The sequence below is a fragment of the Pseudomonas cucumis genome (assembly GCF_030687935.1).
Lineage (GTDB): Bacteria > Pseudomonadota > Gammaproteobacteria > Pseudomonadales > Pseudomonadaceae > Aquipseudomonas > Aquipseudomonas cucumis.
The window spans coordinates 1,846,879-1,860,483 of record NZ_CP117454.1; the positions used below are offsets into that span (position 1 = coordinate 1,846,879).

General features: G+C 58.7%; 14 protein-coding genes. 9 read left to right on the forward strand and 5 right to left on the reverse strand.

All coding sequences use genetic code 11. The annotated features are described in order from the left end of the window. Nucleotides 1-64: 64 nt before the first annotated feature. A complete protein-coding gene (htpG, locus tag PSH97_RS08380) occupies nucleotides 65-1,969 on the forward strand; it encodes a molecular chaperone HtpG (protein WP_305448818.1) in 1,905 nt (634 codons plus the stop codon). Nucleotides 1,970-2,035: 66 nt separating this feature from the next. Then, nucleotides 2,036-2,764 (forward strand): dienelactone hydrolase family protein, encoded by a 729-nt coding sequence (locus tag PSH97_RS08385; protein WP_305448819.1) that lies wholly within the window; start codon nucleotides 2,036-2,038, stop codon nucleotides 2,762-2,764. 124 nt (nucleotides 2,765-2,888) lie between these two features. On the opposite strand, the gene PSH97_RS08390 is transcribed toward PSH97_RS08385, so the two are convergent. Together PSH97_RS08390 and PSH97_RS08395 are read right to left on the reverse strand one after the other, a co-directional pair. Continuing rightward, the gene (locus PSH97_RS08390) at nucleotides 2,889-3,776 is read right to left on the reverse strand and encodes a pirin family protein (RefSeq protein WP_305448820.1); all 888 of its coding nucleotides are present in this window, start codon (nucleotides 3,774-3,776) and stop codon (nucleotides 2,889-2,891) included. Nucleotides 3,777-3,837: 61 nt separating this feature from the next. Beyond that, nucleotides 3,838-4,254: an OsmC family protein gene (locus PSH97_RS08395; RefSeq protein WP_305448821.1), complete on the reverse strand. Its 417-nt coding sequence runs from the start codon at nucleotides 4,252-4,254 to the stop codon at nucleotides 3,838-3,840. 164 nt (nucleotides 4,255-4,418) lie between these two features. On the opposite strand from PSH97_RS08395, the gene PSH97_RS08400 reads away from it, so the two are divergent. Both PSH97_RS08400 and PSH97_RS08405 read left to right on the forward strand, forming a co-directional pair. After that, entirely contained in the window at nucleotides 4,419-5,429 is a 1,011-nt protein-coding gene (locus tag PSH97_RS08400) for an amidohydrolase family protein (protein WP_305448822.1), read from the forward strand. 124 nt (nucleotides 5,430-5,553) lie between these two features. Further along, nucleotides 5,554-6,018, forward strand: coding sequence for a DUF3859 domain-containing protein (locus PSH97_RS08405; protein ID WP_305448823.1), 465 nt, complete (start codon nucleotides 5,554-5,556; stop codon nucleotides 6,016-6,018). 70 nt (nucleotides 6,019-6,088) lie between these two features. Here PSH97_RS08405 and PSH97_RS08410 read toward each other — a convergent pair whose 3' ends face one another. Genes PSH97_RS08410 through purM form a run of 3 tightly spaced genes read right to left on the reverse strand, consistent with a single transcriptional unit; the run spans nucleotide 6,089 to nucleotide 8,531 of the window. After that, on the reverse strand, nucleotides 6,089-6,802 hold the full coding sequence (locus PSH97_RS08410; protein ID WP_038979701.1) for a DUF3108 domain-containing protein: 714 nt from the start codon (nucleotides 6,800-6,802) through the stop codon (nucleotides 6,089-6,091). Between the two features lie 8 nt (nucleotides 6,803-6,810). Then, nucleotides 6,811-7,461: a phosphoribosylglycinamide formyltransferase gene (purN, locus tag PSH97_RS08415; RefSeq protein WP_018925121.1), complete on the reverse strand. Its 651-nt coding sequence runs from the start codon at nucleotides 7,459-7,461 to the stop codon at nucleotides 6,811-6,813. An 11-nt stretch (nucleotides 7,462-7,472) separates the two neighbouring features. Then, complete coding sequence (gene purM, locus PSH97_RS08420; protein WP_008013877.1) at nucleotides 7,473-8,531, reverse strand: phosphoribosylformylglycinamidine cyclo-ligase; 1,059 nt, start codon at nucleotides 8,529-8,531, stop codon at nucleotides 7,473-7,475. A gap of 387 nt (nucleotides 8,532-8,918) precedes the next feature. On the opposite strand from purM, the gene PSH97_RS08425 reads away from it, so the two are divergent. The 5 genes from PSH97_RS08425 (at nucleotide 8,919) to PSH97_RS08445 (ending at nucleotide 13,590) form a co-directional block, all read left to right on the forward strand. Beyond that, the gene (locus PSH97_RS08425) at nucleotides 8,919-9,971 is read left to right on the forward strand and encodes a DUF2066 domain-containing protein (protein WP_305448824.1); all 1,053 of its coding nucleotides are present in this window, start codon (nucleotides 8,919-8,921) and stop codon (nucleotides 9,969-9,971) included. 30 nt (nucleotides 9,972-10,001) lie between these two features. Beyond that, nucleotides 10,002-11,075, forward strand: a complete 1,074-nt coding sequence (locus tag PSH97_RS08430; RefSeq protein ID WP_305448825.1) for an AI-2E family transporter — start codon at nucleotides 10,002-10,004, stop codon at nucleotides 11,073-11,075. 227 nt (nucleotides 11,076-11,302) lie between these two features. Continuing rightward, nucleotides 11,303-12,007, forward strand: coding sequence for a DnaA regulatory inactivator Hda (gene hda / locus PSH97_RS08435; protein WP_007898944.1), 705 nt, complete (start codon nucleotides 11,303-11,305; stop codon nucleotides 12,005-12,007). 227 nt (nucleotides 12,008-12,234) lie between these two features. After that, nucleotides 12,235-12,888 carry a C40 family peptidase gene (locus PSH97_RS08440; protein ID WP_305448826.1) on the forward strand — a complete coding sequence of 218 codons (654 nt, stop codon included), beginning with the start codon at nucleotides 12,235-12,237 and terminating at the stop codon, nucleotides 12,886-12,888. Between the two features lie 165 nt (nucleotides 12,889-13,053). Further along, complete coding sequence (locus PSH97_RS08445) at nucleotides 13,054-13,590, forward strand: C40 family peptidase (protein WP_038979712.1); 537 nt, start codon at nucleotides 13,054-13,056, stop codon at nucleotides 13,588-13,590. Nucleotides 13,591-13,605: the final 15 nt, after the last annotated feature.

A 13,605-nucleotide genomic window follows, 5' to 3' on the forward strand; every position in this document is an offset into this window, starting at 1 on the left:
GAGGACAACCCGCCGCCGACCCTCAAGGTCGCGGCCACTGCCATCTGATTGGAGTTTGATGACCATGAGTGTGGAAACTCAAAAGGAAACCCTGGGCTTCCAGACCGAGGTGAAGCAACTGCTGCACCTCATGATCCATTCGCTGTATTCCAACAAGGAAATTTTCCTTCGCGAATTGATCTCGAACGCCTCTGACGCTGTCGACAAATTACGCTTTGAAGCGCTGGCCAAGCCTGAATTGCTGGAAGGCGGCGCTGAACTGAAAATCCGTGTGAGCTTCGACAAAGACGCTAAAACCGTCACCCTCGAAGACAACGGCATCGGCATGAGCCGTGACGACGCGGTCACCCATCTGGGTACCATCGCCAAGTCAGGCACTGCCGATTTCATGAAACACCTGTCTGGCGATCAGAAAAAAGACTCGCACCTGATCGGTCAATTCGGTGTTGGTTTCTACTCGGCCTTCATCGTCGCCGATAAAGTCGACGTATTCAGCCGCCGTGCCGGCCTCGCTGCCAGCGAAGGCGTGCACTGGTCGTCCAAGGGCGAAGGCGAATTCGAAATTGCCACCGTCGAGAAAGCCGACCGTGGTACTCGCATCGTTCTGCACCTGAAGTCCGGTGAAGACGAGTTCGCCGATGGCTGGCGTCTGCGCAATATCATCAAGAAGTACTCCGACCACATCGCCTTGCCGATCGAGTTGCCGAAAGAAGTGGCAGCCGTTGAAGGTGAAGAGAAGCCTGCCGTTGAATGGGAAACCGTCAACCGCGCCAGCGCCCTGTGGACTCGCCCTCGCACTGAAGTGAAAGACGAGGAGTATCAGGAGTTCTACAAGCACGTCGCTCACGATTTCGAAAACCCGCTGAGCTGGAGCCACAACAAGGTCGAAGGCAAGCTCGAGTACACCTCGCTGCTTTATGTGCCGACCCGTGCTCCATTCGACCTGTACCAGCGTGAAGCGCCGAAAGGCCTGAAGCTGTACGTGCAGCGTGTGTTCGTCATGGATCAGGCCGAGTCGTTCCTGCCACTGTACCTGCGCTTCATCAAAGGCGTTGTCGACTCCAACGACCTGTCGCTGAACGTGTCGCGGGAAATCCTGCAGAAAGACCCGATCATCGATTCCATGAAGTCGGCGCTGACCAAGCGCGTTCTGGACATGCTGGAAAAACTGGCGAAGAGCGAGCCTGAGCAATACAAGAGCTTCTGGAAGAACTTCGGTCAGGTCATGAAAGAAGGCCCGGCTGAAGACTTCGCCAACAAAGAAAAAATTGCTGGCCTGCTGCGTTTCGCGTCCACTCAGGGCGATGATGGCGAGCAGGTTGTAGGTCTGGCCGACTACCTGGCCCGCGCCAAGGAAGGTCAGGACAAGATCTACTACCTGACTGGCGAAACCTACGCACAAGTCAAAAACAGCCCCCACCTGGAAGTCTTCCGCAAGAAAGGCATCGAAGTGCTGCTGCTGACCGACCGCATCGACGAGTGGCTGATGAGCTACCTCAGCGACTTTGATGGCAAGAGCTTTGTCGATGTGGCACGCGGTGACCTGGACCTCGGCAACCTGGATTCGGAAGAAGACAAGAAAGCCGCGGAAGAAGTCGCCAAGTCCAAAGAAGGCCTGGTTGAGCGTCTCAAGACCGCTTTGGGTGAATCCGTCGCTGAAGTGCGGGTTTCCCACCGCCTGACCGATTCCCCGGCGATTCTGGCCATCGGTGAGCAGGACCTGGGCCTGCAAATGCGCCAGATCCTGGAAGCCAGCGGTCAGAAGGTTCCGGATTCGAAGCCGATCTTCGAATTCAACCCGGCTCACCCGCTAATCGAGAAACTCGACAACGAGCAGAGCGACGAGCGCTTCGGCGACCTGTCGCACATTCTGTTCGATCAGGCGGCCCTGGCGGCCGGCGACAGCTTGAAAGACCCGGCCGCTTATGTGCGCCGTCTGAACAAGCTGCTGGTTGAACTGTCGGTTTAACCGCGTTGTAAAAAAACCCGCTTCGGCGGGTTTTTTCATTCTGGGGCTTTTTACTGGGAGTTAGTCATGAGCCAAATCACTGTTCGTTCCGTCGCCTATCAGATCGACGGCCAGTCGTATGAAAGCCGTCTAGTCTTCGATGCCGACCATAAGAGCCCGCGCCCCGGTCTGTTGATGGCGCCGAACTGGATGGGCGTCAGTGCCGGTGCTGAAGAGATCGCCAAGTCGGTGGCCTCCAAGGGCTATGTGGTGTTGATCGCGGATCTCTATGGTCAGGCGACTCGGCCGCAGAACGGCGACGAGGCGGGCGCAGCAATGATGCCGTTGAAGAATGACCGCGCCTTGCTGCGCAAACGCATGCAGGCTGCCTTCGAACAGCTGCAAGGGCAGGGCGAGGCGGCGATCGATACCTCGAAACTGGCAACGTTCGGTTTCTGCTTCGGTGGTTGCTGCGCGCTGGAACTGGCTCGTACGGGCGCGCCGGTGAAAGCGGCGGTGTCGTTCCACGGCACATTGGATACGCCGAACGTGAACGATGCGAAAAACATCAAGGGCTCGGTACTGGTGCTGCATGGCGCTGCCGACCCGCTGGTGCCGAAAGAGCAACTGCCGGCATTCGAAGCTGAAATGAACACCGCTGGTGTGGACTGGCAATTGCTGAGCTACGGCGGCGCGGTGCATTCGTTCACCGATCCCCACGCCAATGTGCGGGGCAAAATGATGTATGACGCAAAGACCGCGGCTCGCGCGTTCATGTCGATGCATAACTTGCTGGATGAAGTGTTTAAAGGTTGATGGCTGGACACTGATCGTTCCCACGCTCCGCGTGGGAATGCCTCTAGGGACGCTCCGCGTCCAGTGGCGCGGAGCGTCACGGGCTGCATTCCTTTGCTGCGCGTGGGAACGATCAGCCGATCAGTTACAAGGGAGTTGGCGGGCTTCGGTGTTTCGGTAACTCGATCCGCTCGCTTTCCCCCGGCACTGTCGGCCAATCCCCGGCCGCCCAGCGCCGACGTGCTTCATCGATCAATGCCGGATCGCTGGCGACGAAATTCCAGTTGATCCGTCGCGGGCCATCCAGCGGCGCGCCGCCAAACAGCACGGCATGACAGTCGCTCTCGGCAAATAAGGTCATCTCTTTCCCGGCCGGCAATACCACCAGCGCATGCGGCTCTAGCGACTCGCCATCCAGTTGCGCTTCACCGCTCAGCACATACAGTGCCCGTTCTTCATGCTCGGTGGGAATCAGCAATGTGGTCGCCGTTTGCAGGTTCAATTCGGCGTACAGCGTAGGAGAAAGCACCGGCACTGGCGATTCGAGGCAAAAGCCTGACCCGGCGATCATCCGTATCTTCACGCCAAGGTTATCGCTGACGGGCAGCGTGGCAGCCGGATGGTGGCTGTAGTGTCCCGGGCCGTGTTCATGATCCTTGGGTGAAGCCAGCCAGATCTGTAAGCCGTGCATCGTAAAGCCGCTGTCTTTCAATGCTTCGGGCGTGCGTTCGACGTGGGCAATTGCACTGCCGGCGGTCATCCAGCTGACATCGCCGGCATTCACCACCTGATCGGAGCCGAGGCTATCCTTGTGCTGGATTTGCCCTTCGAACAAGTAGGTGAGGGTGGACAGGCCGATGTGCGGATGCTGACGGATGTTCATGCCTTTGCCCGCCGGGTAACGGGTTTCGAGCATGTGGTCGAAAAACACGAAAGGCCCGACGTTGCGGCATTTGGCTGATGGCAACGGGCGAAGAATCGGCTGACCTTCGACATCTTCGGCGCGAGGGCGGATCACGAGTGGCGTGTTCATGGTGCATTCCAGGCTGAGCGGGTGACGCAGGGAGCATAACCCGCTTGTGCAGCCCTTGCCGCTATTGGCTGAAGGCGCCTTCGGACAGGTGGGTTTCAATGCTGATGTCGGAAGTGGTCATCAGCTTGTGTACCGGGCAGCGGTCGGCCACGCGGTGCAGCTCGTCACGCTGGGCGTCGGTGAGCACACCTTTGAGTGTGAGTTCGACGTGCAGGGCGTATTTGCCTTTCTGCTCTTCGCTGTTGTCGCGCGTGACCTCAACCTCGACGCCTGTCAGCGGGATGTCCTTCTTCTTGGCATACATTTTCAGCGTCAGGGCCTTACAGGCACCGAGGGCGGCGTCGAAGTAGTCGTGTGGTTCAGGCGCCGTGCCTTCGCCGCCAGAGGTTTTCGGCACATCGGCAAAAAGCTCGTGGTCATCGATCTGGACGCTGTGACGAAAACCTTCGGCGGAGACGGTATTGACGGTAACAGTCATGGGAAACCTCGCGGGCAATATGAAAAGTCATTCGATCAAAAAAGACCCTGAAGTTATAGAGCATTCCTTCAAATTCGCGTTCCACTTTCTTACCGGCTGAACCCTGGTTTGCGTGGTGCGGTCTATGTTGCTCGTACCGCAGTTGCCCGTCACAGGAGAATTCCGTGCCCCCGATCCGCTTGAGCCTCGCCTGGTTGCTGGCGCTGTGCGGCACTGATGCCTACGCCCGCGAATATGCCTACAGCGATGCGCACCTGCATTACGTCGATTTCTTCCAGGAAACGGCGGGCATGTCGAAATTGCTCACGGCCATGGACGACAATGCTATCGATCATGTGATGATTTCCGGCATTCCGGTGGCCAAGAAATGGCACGAAGACGAACCCAAACGCCCACGTTATTACGCCGGCGATGACGCCGATGCCTATTGGTATAGCGCGACCGATGTGATCGTCGCGGCGGCGGTGAATAAGCTGACCACAGAGCAGCGCCAGCGTTTTCACCCTTTCCTGTCAGGCTTCAACCCGAATGACAAAAACTCCGCGGCACACATCCAGCGCATGCTCGACCTCTATCCCGGGCTTTGGCAGGGCATTGGCGAAGTCTTTACCCGTCACGACGATCTGACTGCGCTGACATCCGGCGACACGCCGCGGGCCAACAATGAGGCGATGACCCGTATCTATCACTTGGCTGCCGAGAATGACTTGCCGGTGATGCTGCATTCCAACATCACCTCCAAACGTGAGAAAAATCCGCTGTACCTGGCAGAAATCGAAGAGCCGCTGCGCAATCATCCACACACGCGATTCATTTGGGCTCACGCGGGCAGCAGTGCGGAAACTCATCGGCACCAGACCCAGCTGGATTTTCTGTTGCCGACGCTGTCGCGAATGCTCGAGGCTTACCCCAATCTGTTCGTTGACCTGTCCTGGAGCATGCTGACGCCTTACCTGCTGGACGAGCAGGGCACGCCTCGGGATGAATGGGTGAGACTGGTGGAGCGCTTTCCGGAGCGCTTCATGCTCGGTTCCGATGTGGTGGGACGTTTCAATAAACTCGGTCAGGAAATGCACAGCTTCGATCCGTTTCTTGATGCCTTGCCGGAGGATGTTGCCAGAAGGGTTGCGCGGGATAACTTTTTGGCGATTCTGCCTCGGGCTGTTGTGAAGTAACAATGGGACTTCAACTCCCGGATTGGGCAAGCCCCCTCACTTCAGGGTTGCTGAACTCAAGGTTGTCATCGTCCTGTCACCCCCGCGTCATACCCTCGCGCTCATCTCAATCAAGGAGCGCACCATGCACCTCACCCGTTTAGCCGCCCTGGCCACAATGATGTTCGTCAGTGGTCTGGCCAGTGCCGAAGTCCGCGTCGAAGGTCCGGTGGAATACGGCGTGTTCGCTGGCCCGAAAGCCGAACTGCAATCGGGCGAGCGAGTTTTGCGCCGCAGCAATGAACAGATCCAGCAAACCGAAATCGTCCCCGCCAAACTCGGCATCAAGTTCGGTATGCGTTACCAGTTGGCCGGCAAGGTCGCCGAAGATCAGCCGCTGACTTTGCTCTATTTCACGCCGGGCATCCGTACTCCGGATGGCGTGCGTCACGACAAACTGGAAGTGACTCAAAAACTGGTACCCGGTGCTCCGCAGGATGTGATGGCATACGAGTTCACCGAAAGCCACGAAGTCGTTCCCGGCGAATGGCGTTTCATGGTGTTCCAGGGCGACCGTTTGCTGGCCCAGCACCGCTTTACCGTGCGCTGATCGCTCTCGCCCAGCCAAATGCCAGACGAAAAAAAGCCCCGCGTTTGCGGGGCTTTCATGTTGTTGCGAATCAGCTGCCTTTGACCGGCTTGCCGTTAACCGTACCATCGAGGAGCATGATGTTGTACTCCTTGCCGTCGGTTTCGACCTGTTGCAGACGGACCAGCAGGTAATCCCAATCCTTGGCGAACCACAGCACGGTGATGCGCTTGCTTTGTGTCGGATCGCGCACGCGTTCGACCTTGATCGCATCGATCTGGCCAGCCTTGGTGTCGACTTTCTCTGAGCCCAGTACGCGGAAGTCATAGGTATCGACTTCGCCGTCATCGACGACCTGATAGCTCATGCTTTTCTTGCCGGCGGCCACGTCATGCTGCAGCGCCAGTTGGTAGGTGGATTTGTCGACCATGCCGCGGTTGAGTGGAAGCTTGACGGCGTCACCGCGATCGGTGCCGGTGACCATCTTGTTGGTCCAGTCGAAATCCAGATCAGCCTTCTTGGCTTTGCCCAGGCCACCACGTTCGAAATGGTAGGACTGCGGCAGCAGTGTGTCTTTGTCCAGGGTCAGGGTGCTTTCTTCAGTCAGGCTGGCGATCATCATCGACGCCTTGAAGCTGAGTTTCCAGACGCCGTTGGCTCCCTTGGTCAGGCTGCGTTCGGCGGTGCCGCTCATGGGCAGCTGTTTCCAGTCGGCGGTGTAGCTGGCGGAGAAGGGCTGAAGGTCTGCGGCCTGCGCAAACGGCAGGGCGAGCAGAGCGCAAGCGAAGAGCAGGGCGCGACGCATAAAATCTCCTAGGTTCGAATCAAGTGGCCGCTGGCCGCGAGTAACTGTCCGTCCAGTAAAGCACCTTGTTCACCGAGTGATAAACGACCTTCGGCAAACCAGCGTACGGCCATCGGGTAGATCAGGTGTTCCTGGGTATGGACTCGCTGCGCCAGACTCTGCGGCGAATCGTGCAACTCTACCGGTATTACTGCCTGTACGACCAGTGGTCCGCCATCGAGTTCCTCGGTGACGAAGTGCACGGAACAGCCGTGTTCAGTGTCGCCGGCCTCCAGCGCGCGCTGATGGGTGTGTAACCCTTTGTACTTGGGCAGCAGCGAGGGATGGATATTGAGCAGGCGACCCTGATAGTGGCGCACGAAGTCAGCGCTGAGAATGCGCATGAAGCCGGCCAGTACCACGAGTTTGGGGTTGAAGGCGTCGATCAGTTCGATCAGCGCGGCATCGAAGGCCTCGCGACCTTCGAAAGCCTTGTGATCCAGGGTGCGGGTGTCGATACCCGCGTCCCTGGCGCGTTGCAGGCCGTAAGCGTCGGCGCGGTTGGAGATCACCGCGGCGATGCGGGCCGGGCTGTCGCCGGTCCGCGTGCTGTCGATCAAGGCCTGCAAGTTACTGCCGGTGCCGGACAACAGCACCACCACATCACAGGTCTGGGACATCCGCTCTTGCATCAGTGTGCCTTGAGGTTCTTCAGTTCAACCTGAGCCGCGCCTTCGGCAGCGGTGGCGATCTGACCGATGACCCAAGGCTGCTCGCCGGCTTCACGCAATACGTTCAGCGCGGTTTCAACGTGCTCTTGAGCAACGCAGATGACCATGCCGACGCCACAGTTCAGCACGCGATGCATTTCGTTTTCGTCGACGTTGCCTTTCTCTTGCAGCCAGTCGAACACGGCAGGGCGAGTCCAGCTTGCAACGTCAACTACCGCTTGTGCGCCTTTTGGCAGAACGCGCGGAATGTTGTCCAGCAGGCCACCACCGGTGATGTGGGCCATGGCTTTGACGGCGCCGGTTTCTTTGATCAGCTTGAGCAGCGGCTTCACGTAGATGCGGGTCGGGGCCATCAGCAGGTCGGTCAGCGGTTTGCCGTCGAGCTGGATGTTTTCGATGTCTGCACCGGACACTTCGATGATCTTGCGGATCAGCGAGTAGCCGTTGGAGTGCGGGCCGGAAGACGGCAGGGCGAGCAGGGCATCGCCGGCAGCGACTTTGGAACCGTCGATGATTTCGGACTTTTCCACGACGCCGACGCAGAAGCCGGCCAGGTCGTAGTCTTCGCCTTCGTACATGCCAGGCATTTCAGCGGTTTCGCCGCCGACCAGGGAGCAGCCGGACAGTTCACAGCCAGCGCCGATGCCGGTCACGACCTGGGTCGCGGTTTCGACGTTCAGTTTACCGGTGGCGTAGTAGTCGAGGAAGAACAGCGGCTCGGCGCCGCAGACCACCAGGTCGTTCACGCACATGGCAACCAGGTCGATGCCGATGCTGTCGTGCTTGTTCAGGTTCAGCGCCAGGCGCAGCTTGGTGCCGACGCCGTCAGTGCCCGATACCAGCACCGGTTGTTTGTAACCGGCCGGGATTTCGCAGAGGGCGCCGAAACCGCCCAGGCCGCCCATGACTTCCGGGCGCGCAGTGCGCTTGGCGACGCTCTTGATGCGTTCGACCAATGCTTCACCGGCGTCGATGTCTACACCGGCGTCCTTGTAGCTCAGGGAGGGTTGCTTGCTCATGATCCAGGCCTTTAGGGGGGATTCAGGGGTAACGACCGAGTCCAGTGGGACCGCCGAAACAAACGAAGGCGAGTGCCATCCGCGAATTTCAGGGTGCCCGGCTGTTGCCGGTCTGCGAAGGCGCGCGATTTTATCAGGCTTGAGGGGCAGCGGCCATCCTCGTACCGACGGGCAGGAGCATATCGCGTTAAAAAAACCGATATTGCCCGTGTTGGTGGCGTCCCGGATGGCTGTATAAGGTATCGACGTTAACCGTCTATCGTTATGACAGTGCGAAAACTACCGGGATCGGGTGAATGTTTTGCTTGAACGTGTGGTCAACAGACCCCTGGTTCAATCATCTTCATGCGGTCTGTTCCAGCCGCTCTTGTCGTCAGGAATCTTTTTATGCGTTTTCTTAAATTCTTGTTCGTGGGCTGTTTATCCATGGTCAGCCTGACCAGTCATGCCGAAACAGTCAAAAGCCTCTACCAAGTGCGCGAGCCTGTCAGCAGCCAGACGCCGGAGGAGCGCGATCAGGCGACTCAGCGGGCGCTGGATACGTTGGTGTTGCGCCTCACTGGCGATCCCAAGGCGGCACAGAGCCCGGGTCTGGCGACCGTGCGCAAAGATCCTCAGCAGATCATCAGCCAGTTTGGTTATGAGGCCGGGCCGCCGCAGGTGCTGAAAGTCGATTTCGATCCTGCTACCACCGAACAGGCCTTGCGTCGTGCCGGGTTGGCCATGTGGGGCAGCAACCGGCCGTCGATTCTCGGTTGGTGGTTGAACGATTCCACTGAGGGTTCGAGCCTGGTCGGCGATGGCCAGGCCAGTGCGACGCCGCTGCTTCGAGCGGCGCAACATCGTGGGCTGCCGCTGCGTTTGCCACTGGCAGACCTGAACGAGCAGATTGTCGCCACTGCGCCGAATCTGGAAAGTGCAGACCCTGCACCGCTGCGGGGTGCATCCGACCGTTACAATGCCGACGCCTTGCTGGCGGTGCATGCCCGTGAAGAGAGTGGCCAATGGCAAGCCAAGTGGCGTTTGTGGTTGGGCGATCAGAAAGAAGCCGGTAGCGTGCAGGGCGCCGATACCGCCGCGCTGGCCGATGCGGTGATGCTGGCGGTCAGCCAACGCCTGGCGCCGCGTTTTGTCGCCAGGCCGGGTGCATCGAGCGAGCAATTGCTGGAAGTGCAGGGGATGAATCTGGAGCGTTATGCGACGCTCGGGCGTTTGCTGGAACCTTTTGGTGCTCGGCTACAAAGCGTTGATGGCGACCGCGTACTTTATCGGGTCAACGGCAGCGCCGATCAGCTGCGGGCGCAGTTGTCTTTGGCCAAGTTGCAGGAAATTCCGGCAGGTGAGGCGCCGGCCCCCGCGACGCCTGTTCAGCCCTTGACTGCTGGCTCGACACCGGTCGCAGCGCCAGCCCCGACGCCGCAGTTACGTTTTCGCTGGTAGTTTTTCTTTATATAGAAGCAGGAGTGGTAAATGGCCGATTCACGGCGTTGGTTCTGGCTCGGTGGGGTGGTCCTGCTTTGCGCGTTTGTTTACCTGTTGCATCCGATCCTGACACCATTCCTGGTGGCGCTGTTGCTGGCCTATCTGTTCGACCCGCTGGTGGATCGGCTGGAGAAGTACGGTCTGTCACGGACCTGGGGTGTGGTGGCGGTGTTCGCCTTGTTCACGTTGATCGTTACCGCGTTACTGTTGGTGTTGGTGCCCATGCTCGCCAAGCAGCTGTTTCGCTTGTATGAACTGGCGCCGCAAATGCTCGACTGGTTGCAGCACACCGCCGTGCCGTGGGCGCAATCGAAGATCGGGTTGTCGGACGGCTTCTGGAAGTTCGACAAGCTCAAGGCGGCGTTTAGCGAGCACATGGGTCAGACCACCGATGTGGTCGGCGTAGTGCTGAGTCAGGCGACGGCATCAGGCCTTGCGCTGATCGGGTGGCTGGCCAACCTGGTGCTGATTCCGGTGGTGAGTTTTTACCTGCTGCGCGACTGGGATCTGATGATGGCCAAGATCCGCAGCCTGCTGCCCCGTGATCGTGAAGAACGCGTCATGTCCCTGGCGGGAGAATGCCATGAAGTGCTCGGGGCCTTCGTGCGCGGGCAGTTGCTGGTGATGCTGGCGCTGGGCGTGATTTATGCCGCCGGCTTGATGATCGTCGGGCTGGAGCTGGGGCTGTTGATCGGTCTGATTGCCGGGTTGGCGGCGATCGTGCCGTACATGGGGTTCGTCATCGGGATTGGCGCGGCGTTGATTGCCGGTCTGTTCCAGTTCGGTGGCGATCTGTATCCCATGATTGGTATTGTCGCGGTGTTCATGGTAGGCCAGGCGCTGGAAGGCATGGTCCTGACGCCGTTGCTGGTGGGTGACCGGATCGGCCTGCACCCGGTGGCGGTGATCTTCGCGATCCTGGCCGGCGGCGAACTGTTTGGTTTTACCGGTATATTGCTGGCGTTGCCGGTGGCGGCGGTGATTATGGTCCTGGTGCGTCATGTACACGATTTGTACAAGGATTCAGAAATCTACGGCGGCGTCGACGAATCCGAGGTGTAGGCTTTTAATCCCCGTAGCGGGCAGTCTGGTTTCGTGCCAGGTTTGCCCGTATCCCTCGCGTGGCTGTCACATGCGCCGTCAAAGAAACTGTCATGAAACCAGCACGTTAACGCAAACCTTTGATTTTGCTTGTGGTCTGTCGCATTGTGCGCTCAGCCTCACGGGTATAAACTTCGCAAACTTTACACAGAGGCCACTAACGGTTCCTTTGGAACTGTTCAGTCAGCATGAAACCGATTCAGCTGCCCCTAGGTGTGCGTCTGCGTGATGACGCTACCTTTATCAATTACTACCCAGGCGCCAATGCCGCTGCACTCGGCTATGTCGAGCGGCTCTGCGAAGCCGACGCCGGCTGGACGGAAAGCCTGATTTACCTCTGGGGCAAGGATGGGGTAGGGCGCACGCATTTGTTGCAGGCGGCGTGTCTGCGCTTCGAGCAACTGGGTGAGCCGGCGGTGTATCTGCCGTTGGCCGAGTTGCTGGACCGTGGCATCGAAATCCTAGACAACCTCGAACAGTACGAACTGGTCTGCCTGGACGATTTGCAGGCGGTCGCCGGCAAGGCGGATTGGGAAGAGGCGCTGTTCCATCTGTTCAATCGTCTGCGTGACAGCGGCCGGCGTCTGCTGATCGCCGCCTCGACGTCCCCGCGCGAACTACCGGTGAAGCTGGCGGATCTCAAATCGCGGCTGACACTGGCACTCATCTTCCAGATGCGCCCACTCTCTGACGAAGACAAATTGCGTGCCTTGCAGTTGCGCGCATCCCGTCGTGGCCTGCACCTGACCGACGAAGTCGGGCATTTTATTTTGACCCGTGGCACCCGCAGCATGAGTGCGCTTTTCGAGCTGCTTGAACGCCTCGATCAGGCCTCCCTTCAAGCTCAGCGCAAGCTGACAATCCCGTTCCTGAAAGAAACCCTGGGTTGGTAAAAAACCTGATCAAGCTCAGGTTTTACGCGGGTTTTGGCAAATTCCAGGCGTCAACAAATCCGCTTTCCTGCAAGAGGGCAGGCTGCGCAAAGGTTCAAAATGGGCTTAAGCGCTTAGATGTAAACGAGAAACCGATAAGTCACATAAAGATCGATTGAATTTGCAAATGAGGTTGATAGCGGGCATAGTCTCGGCTTCTTTAGAAACTATCAGCCACGGTCGTGCCCATGCTAAATCGCTTCGCACCCCTCGTGCCTCTCGCACTCGTCACCCTGTTGTTCGGTTGCGCTGCTCACTCTCCAGTGTCCCAGCCAGAGCAGCAACAGCAGGTTAAAAACTCAGTTACTGCGCAATCTTCTTCCGTTCTTTTCCAGGAAGCTCTTTACCAGGACGGCGTGGCCACCGATAAAGAACTGGCAGACTTCGCCGGCGGCAAGTCGTACCAGCTTCCGGTTCTGGCCGACAGCATCCTCGAACGTGGCATGTCCCTGATCGGTACCCGGTATCGTTTTGGCGGCACCTCCGAGGCTGGCTTCGACTGCAGCGGCTTCATCGGTTATCTGTTCCGTGAAGAAGCCGGCATGAACCTGCCGCGCTCCACTCGCGAAATGATCAACGTTGACGCTCCGCTGGTTGCTCGCAGCGCCCTGAAGCCGGGTGATCTGCTGTTCTTCGCCACCAATGGTCGTCGCGGTCGTGTCAGTCACGCCGGGATCTACCTGGGTGACAACCAGTTCATCCACTCCAGCAGCCGCAAAAGTGGTGGTGTCCGGATCGATAGCCTGGGCGACAGCTACTGGAGCAAGACCTTCATCGAGGCCAAGCGCGCACTCGCGATGGCACCGACGACGGCCCCGGCTATCGTTACTGCACGCAAGTAAGCGGACAGTTTGTAAGGCGAACTTAAAGTCTTACTTGAAGTTTGCCGCGTAGCCGCTAGAATCCTGATCTATTATTGATGGCAAACCGCCTGCGTTCTGCGCAGGCGGTTTTCTTTTCTGCCTTCTCGGTAGAAAAAGCCGCAGCCAGATCAGGATGTTCTGCTTATGACGATGTCGGCCCGCCTCGCACTCATGTTCTTCGCAGCGCTGCTCAGCGCCTGCGCCAGCCGCACACCGCCACCTGCGCCGGTGGTCCGCGCTCCGATTGTTTTTGGTCCTTCCCAAGCCTTTTCCCCCGCGGCAGAAGACGTGCTGTTTCGCGCGTTGGGCCTGGTGGGAACGCCTTATCGCTGGGGCGGCAACACGCCAGATTCCGGGTTCGATTGCAGCGGTCTGATCGGTTATGTGTATCGCGATGTCGCAGGTATTTCCTTGCCGCGCTCCACCCGCGAGATGATCGGCATGCAGGCCCCCAATATCGGCAAGGAAGGCCTGCAAACCGGTGACCTGATTTTCTTCGCCACCAATGGCGGCTCCCAGGTCAGTCACGCCGGGATCTACGTTGGCGAAGGCCGCTTCGTCCACGCGCCAGCCACGGGCGGCACGGTCAAGCTGGACAGCTTGTCCAAAGCTTACTGGCAGAAAGCTTATCTGAGCGCCAAACGCGTCTTGCAACCTGAGCATTTGGCACATAATCCGTAGCGGAGGTTGTCATGA